General features: G+C 40.1%; 4 protein-coding genes and 2 pseudogenes. 5 read left to right on the top strand and 1 reads right to left on the bottom strand.

The window, feature by feature from the left end:
- The first annotated feature begins 308 nt into the window (after positions 1-308).
- The gene (locus tag L2764_RS25980; RefSeq protein WP_248943246.1) at positions 309-1,622 is read left to right on the top strand and encodes an ATP-binding protein; all 1,314 of its coding nucleotides are present in this window, start codon (positions 309-311) and stop codon (positions 1,620-1,622) included.
- A 145-nt stretch (positions 1,623-1,767) separates the two neighbouring features.
- Here L2764_RS25980 and L2764_RS25975 read toward each other — a convergent pair whose 3' ends face one another.
- Positions 1,768-2,379, bottom strand: a complete 612-nt coding sequence (locus L2764_RS25975; RefSeq protein WP_248943247.1) for a recombinase family protein — start codon at positions 2,377-2,379, stop codon at positions 1,768-1,770.
- 214 nt (positions 2,380-2,593) lie between these two features.
- Here L2764_RS25975 and L2764_RS25970 point away from each other — a divergent pair, with 214 nt between their 5' ends.
- The 4 genes and pseudogenes from L2764_RS25970 to L2764_RS25955 form a co-directional block, all read left to right on the top strand.
- A complete protein-coding gene (locus L2764_RS25970) occupies positions 2,594-2,962 on the top strand; it encodes a type II toxin-antitoxin system RelE/ParE family toxin (RefSeq protein ID WP_248943245.1) in 369 nt (122 codons plus the stop codon).
- Complete coding sequence (locus tag L2764_RS25965; protein WP_248943244.1) at positions 2,934-3,239, top strand: helix-turn-helix domain-containing protein; 306 nt, start codon at positions 2,934-2,936, stop codon at positions 3,237-3,239. The genes L2764_RS25970 and L2764_RS25965 overlap by 29 nt, the downstream gene beginning before the upstream one ends.
- A 16-nt stretch (positions 3,240-3,255) precedes the next feature.
- Positions 3,256-3,333, top strand: a pseudogene (locus L2764_RS25960) (IS6 family transposase); the annotation flags it as partial.
- Between the two features lie 261 nt (positions 3,334-3,594).
- A pseudogene (locus L2764_RS25955) lies at positions 3,595-4,023 on the top strand (IS6 family transposase); the annotation flags it as partial.
- Positions 4,024-4,136 lie beyond the last annotated feature (113 nt).

Genomic DNA, 4,136 nt, shown 5'->3' with positions numbered 1-4,136 from the left:
ACTGAAATGATGACACCATGGGAACAATTTTATTCTTTGGCGGCCTAATTGTATCTGAGAGATCTTGTGCCCTTAAATTATAGCGGTGAGATCTCAGTTTGCGACAGAACCCTCTATTTTACCTACCTTTAAATGATCGAGCCCTTGACTAATGTCATACGCACAATCACACTTTTATGCGCATTAAAGTGATGTTTTACACATTTTTATGCGCGTTAAGGTGGTTTTATTTGCATTTTTACGCGCATAAAAGTGCAGTTTGGGTTATAGTGTTGACCAGCTAATGATCTTGCTGATAGGAAATGACAATGCAACGTACCTTACTTAACGCATTAATGAAGTGGAAAAACCAACCCTTGCGCAAGCCTTTATTGATAGACGGAGCAAGGCAAACGGGCAAAACATTTTTGCTGCAAGAACTGTTTGGTAAAACCTTTTCCAATATCCTACGCATTGATTTTCTGGAAAACCCAGCCTATAAAGAGGCATTTAATGGTTCACTTTCGCCAGATGAATTGTTGATGAATATTGAGCTAATAACCAACAAAGTTTTTAATCCGAAAACAGACCTGCTGATCTTAGATGAGATTGGCGAGTGCGAACGTGCCGTTACCTCACTGAAATATTTTTCTGAAAAAGCACCAAGTTACTTTGTCGCTGCCAGTGGTTCAAATATTGGTTTGTTAAACACTTTTCCGGTTGGCAAGGTCGAGCAATACAATTTACGCCCGTTAACCTTCCAAGAATTTATTTATGCATCTCAAGAGCCGGCCTTGATAAAGGCATTTGATACGCAAGTAAATTCGCCAGCTGCACATAGTAAATTGATGGATAAACTCACGGATTACTTCTTTACGGGAGGCATGCCTGAAGCTGTTATGACTTGGTATCAATATAAAGAGTCGAGTATTTTAGAGCGGGTTGAGAAAGTAGTAAAAATTCATGCCGATTTAATCCAAGGCTACCGCCGTGATTTTGGTAAATATGCCGGTAAGGTTGATGCGACGCTGATCGAATCGGTATTTAATAGCATTCCCGCGCAACTATCACTGGTTATGGATGAATCGGTTAAACGCTTTAAATTTAAAAACGTCCATGATCGGAAATCTCGTTACAGCGATTTTGAAACTGCTATTCACTGGTTAAGCTGCTGTCGCTTAGCATTGGCTAACTATCCCATTGAAGGCAGACCAAAAGCCCCACTTGCCGCTTATAAAAAAGATAATATGGTAAAACTGTTTTTGTTTGATTTGGGTCTTCTTAACCATATGTTGGGTAGCAAGTATAAAGAAATAAAACAGCAAAATTATGAATATAAGGGTTATGTTGCTGAAAACTTTGTTCAGCAGGAGCTCACTGCTATTGGTGTTGATCCCAGCTACTCATGGAATGACGCCCGCGCTGAAATTGAGTTCATCATTTCAACCGATGAAGGTGAGATTATCCCTGTGGAAGTAAAAAGTGGTAAACGCACACGGGCTAAATCTCTGGCGTCCTACATAGAAAAGTGCTCACCTAGCAAAACATTTAAGTTAACTGGCACGCAGGGATCTTCCGCTTTAGAGCAAACCAATATCGTGATGCCCTTATATTTTACTCAGTATTTGTTTATGAGGGGGTAACTGGCCGCTTTATGGCTCCTTGAAGCACTTTTGGGCACTCGATTAAGGGAGTAAAATCACTGGGCTTGTTGACTCTCCAAGATCGATTAACAGATCACATCGTGATCCTTCCTATGCGTAAAGCAGGAACGACTATAGCTCTAGTTTACGTTGATAGTCGTTTTTTTACTTTAGATATCGTGTGTCGAGAGCATCCTAGTAAATCGACTATATAGTTATATGTTTTACCATCAATTAATAGTCCAGATATCTTTCTGTGTAATTCAGTGTCTTCTCTGCGTCCTTTATATTTTTTCTCTGCTTTTGCTTTGAGTATGCCTTGTGCTTGGCGGCGTCTTCGGTCGTCATAATCTTTTCGTGATATTGCTGCGAGCATATCAAGCATCATGTTATTCAGTGCGGAGAACATTCGTTCTGTGAAGGTATCTGTGTTTGTCATGAATAAGTGGCTTGTCGGTAGATCGAGTGATACAACCTTAATGCCTTTATTTGTGATGATGTTTTTTAATCTATCCCAATCTTGTGAGTTGAGCCGACTTAACCTGTCAACTTGCTCGATGAGCATAATATCACCAGGTTGGGCAACATCTAATAATCGAAATAATTCGGGGCGATGTAAACTGGCCCCTGATTCATTTTCAGTAAACCAGCATGCGATGGGGATGCCCATTTTTTCAGCAAACTCGCTAAGCGCATTATTTGCACGATTTGCATCTTGTTCGGCAGTCGAGGCTCGGGTGTAAGGATAAAGTCGCATCATTGTCATATTTAGTGCATTTTAAGTAGGTGCACTAATTGTAGTGCATTTTAAGTGGTATTTAACTCTATAATGCACCAAAATGGTTTTATTTGAGTTGGTGCACGTGAAGTATACTCTATTGGAACTGCTTATTGGTAAATATCTAAATATAGATTGCACTCTATATAGAACGCAGTCTATAATAATACCAAAGGTAATTTAAGCGTTAATTATGTGGACAATACTCAACCGACAACTCTTTGTTGATTGGTTTAAAACGTTAGACAGTAAAGACAAGGTTAGTGTCAGAGCATCCCTTGGATTGCTACAAGAAAGAGGACCGACTCTACCTCGACCATACGCTGATACTTTGGAAGGCTCAAACATCAGCAACCTAAAAGAGTTACGTATACAAAGCAATGGAAAGCCTATTCGGGTTTTCTTTGCTTTTGATCCTGAACGCCAGTGTGTTGTCCTGTGTGGTGGTGATAAAACAGGTGACAAGCGTTTTTATAAGAAGATGATCCCTATCGCAGAGAGTGAATTTGAAGATCATCTAAAGGAGCTAGACAATGAAAAGTCAACCACTAAGCGCACTTGATGATCTAATGACAGAAGATGAGCTGAGATTAGCACATCAGAAAACTTCTGAGATGTTGTTAGAGCTTAATTTGTCTGAAATACGGCGTAGTGTTCGAATGTCACAGACACAAGTTGCGAAAACTATGGGTATAAAACAACCCACTATTGCCAGCCTGGAAAAGAATGGAAAAGATGTAAAATTGCTTTCCCTAAAGCGATATGTAGAAGCTTTAGGTGGTCAATTACGTATTGATATTGAGATGCCAGATGGCCATCATTTTGGTATGAAAGTATAATTTTCCGCTTGGAACCTTAGGTTGGCAGTCTTGGCTTGGCGCTGAAGCAACATTAGCGGGTGTAGATGTTTGGTCAATGATTAAGCAAGGGTAGATGAAAACGGAGCGTAAAATGACACTCTGGGAGCAGTTTTATTCTTTAGCGGGATAGTTGTATCTGAAGGGGTAGTACGCGCTTCATTTATAGCGACGTTATCTGAGTTTGTGGCAAAGCCGGTTACGATTGCTTCATTGAGGCAAAGCACCATATCAATGATTACATCATTCGATATTACAACAACGTTAGGCGGGCTTGTTGCAAAAAATTCCTTTATGGCTCAAGATCTCGCCTTTGATTCTTAATGCCTTGAACGTAATGACCCAATCTGAATTCAAATGGAAACATTTTGCCGCTGAAATCATCTTATGGTCTGTTCGCTGGTATGGTTCGACGCCCATGAGTTATGCCAATCTCAGTGATATGCTCGCTGAGCGAGGCATTTCTGTGCATAGAAGCACGCTTTATCGCTGGTTTATTGAATATGCGCCAACATTACGTAAAAAATTACGTCACTATCAATTTATTCGCACCGATTCTTCATGGCAGTTGGATGAAACCTACGTTAAAGTGAAGGGAAAGTGGCACTATCTATATCGGGCCATCAACAAGTAAGGAGAGACACTGGATTTTTATTTCTCCCATAAACGTAATAATCATGCGGCTTATCAATTTTTGAAGCGATGCTTGAGGTATTACAAAAAAGACAAGCAACCTAAGACGTTAAACACAGACAAACACGCTTCTTAGGTTCTGTCGCAAACTGAGATCTCACCGCTATAATTTAAGGGCACAAGATCTCTCAGATACAATTAGGCCGCCAAAGAATAAAATTGTTCCCATGGTGTCATCATTTCAGT

Source organism: Shewanella surugensis (assembly GCF_023284005.1).
In the GTDB taxonomy this organism is placed as follows: domain Bacteria; phylum Pseudomonadota; class Gammaproteobacteria; order Enterobacterales; family Shewanellaceae; genus Shewanella; species Shewanella surugensis.
The sequence above is the reverse complement of the archived record's forward strand: the minus strand, read 5'-3'. Positions and strand labels throughout refer to the sequence as shown.

Excerpts from the sequence above, each read along its gene's own strand:
- L2764_RS25980 (WP_248943246.1), top strand. The coding sequence starts at position 309 with ATGCAACGTACCTTACTTAACGCATTAATGAAGTGGAAAAACCAACCC.
- L2764_RS25975 (WP_248943247.1), bottom strand. The coding sequence starts at position 2,379 with ATGCGACTTTATCCTTACACCCGAGCCTCGACTGCCGAACAAGATGCA.
- L2764_RS25970 (WP_248943245.1), top strand. The coding sequence starts at position 2,594 with ATGTGGACAATACTCAACCGACAACTCTTTGTTGATTGGTTTAAAACG.
- L2764_RS25965 (WP_248943244.1), top strand. The coding sequence starts at position 2,934 with ATGAAAAGTCAACCACTAAGCGCACTTGATGATCTAATGACAGAAGAT.